The organism is Mesorhizobium sp. M7A.F.Ca.CA.002.15.2.1, assembly GCF_003998715.1.
Lineage (GTDB): Bacteria > Pseudomonadota > Alphaproteobacteria > Rhizobiales > Rhizobiaceae > Mesorhizobium > Mesorhizobium ciceri.
Genome location: NZ_RZPI01001189.1, coordinates 1 through 672 on the forward strand (window position 1 = coordinate 1; position 672 = coordinate 672).

1 protein-coding gene and 2 pseudogenes are annotated in these 672 nt (G+C 64.6%); all 3 read right to left on the reverse strand.

The genetic code is table 11. The annotated features are described in order from the left end of the window. Positions 1–179, reverse strand: a pseudogene (locus ENZ74_RS33565) (serine protease); the annotation flags it as partial. 127 nt (positions 180–306) lie between these two features. Further along, positions 307–495 carry a DUF2065 domain-containing protein gene (locus ENZ74_RS33570; protein WP_013531032.1) on the reverse strand — a complete coding sequence of 63 codons (189 nt, stop codon included), beginning with the start codon at positions 493–495 and terminating at the stop codon, positions 307–309. Between the two features lie 6 nt (positions 496–501). Continuing rightward, a pseudogene (locus ENZ74_RS35560) lies at positions 502–672 on the reverse strand (protease modulator HflC); the annotation flags it as partial.

The window sequence follows — 672 nt, forward strand, 5'->3', positions numbered from 1 at the left end:
GTCGATATGTTGACCACCGCGCCGAGCAGGCCTTGCGCCAGATCGGCGACCGAAGCGGGCCCATCGGCGGCAAATGTCGGCGCCGTGAAGGACGGGACAGCGACGGCGCTGACAAGAAGTGCCGCCGCGCCGGCGATGAATGTCCGCCGCGCCGCGCGCAAAATTGTATTGGATGTCATCGAGAAGCCTCCCGGTATTCTTGAAAAGAAAAGCGCTTCGACGAAAACGCCGCGTCACGCCATGTTGGCAAAAAATACGGCACGTTTGCGGCTATGACTATCGGCAGAGGATAAATCATCGCCGCCCTCATGCGCCTCGTACCAGCCAGACGATGCCGACGCCGATCGCGATCGCCGCCAGCCCGGCAATCCGCAGCGCGTTCTCGGGCAGCGACAGCACTTCGGTGGCAAGCTTCCTGGCCAGGCCGGGAAAGCCGCCATAGACCAGACCCTCTATGACGAGGACGAGGCCCATGGCGGCAAGAAAATCCTGCACCGGCCGCTACTGGCCGGTGCTGGGCTGTGCCGCCGGCGCGGCGGGTGCCGTCGCCGGAGCGTTTGGCGCAGGCGAAGCCGGCTTTGCCGATCCCTCGCTGCCGTCGGGATTGCGGAAGAAGCGGAAGAACTCCGAGTTCGGCGACAGCACCATCGTCGTTCCGGTGTTGTCCAGCGC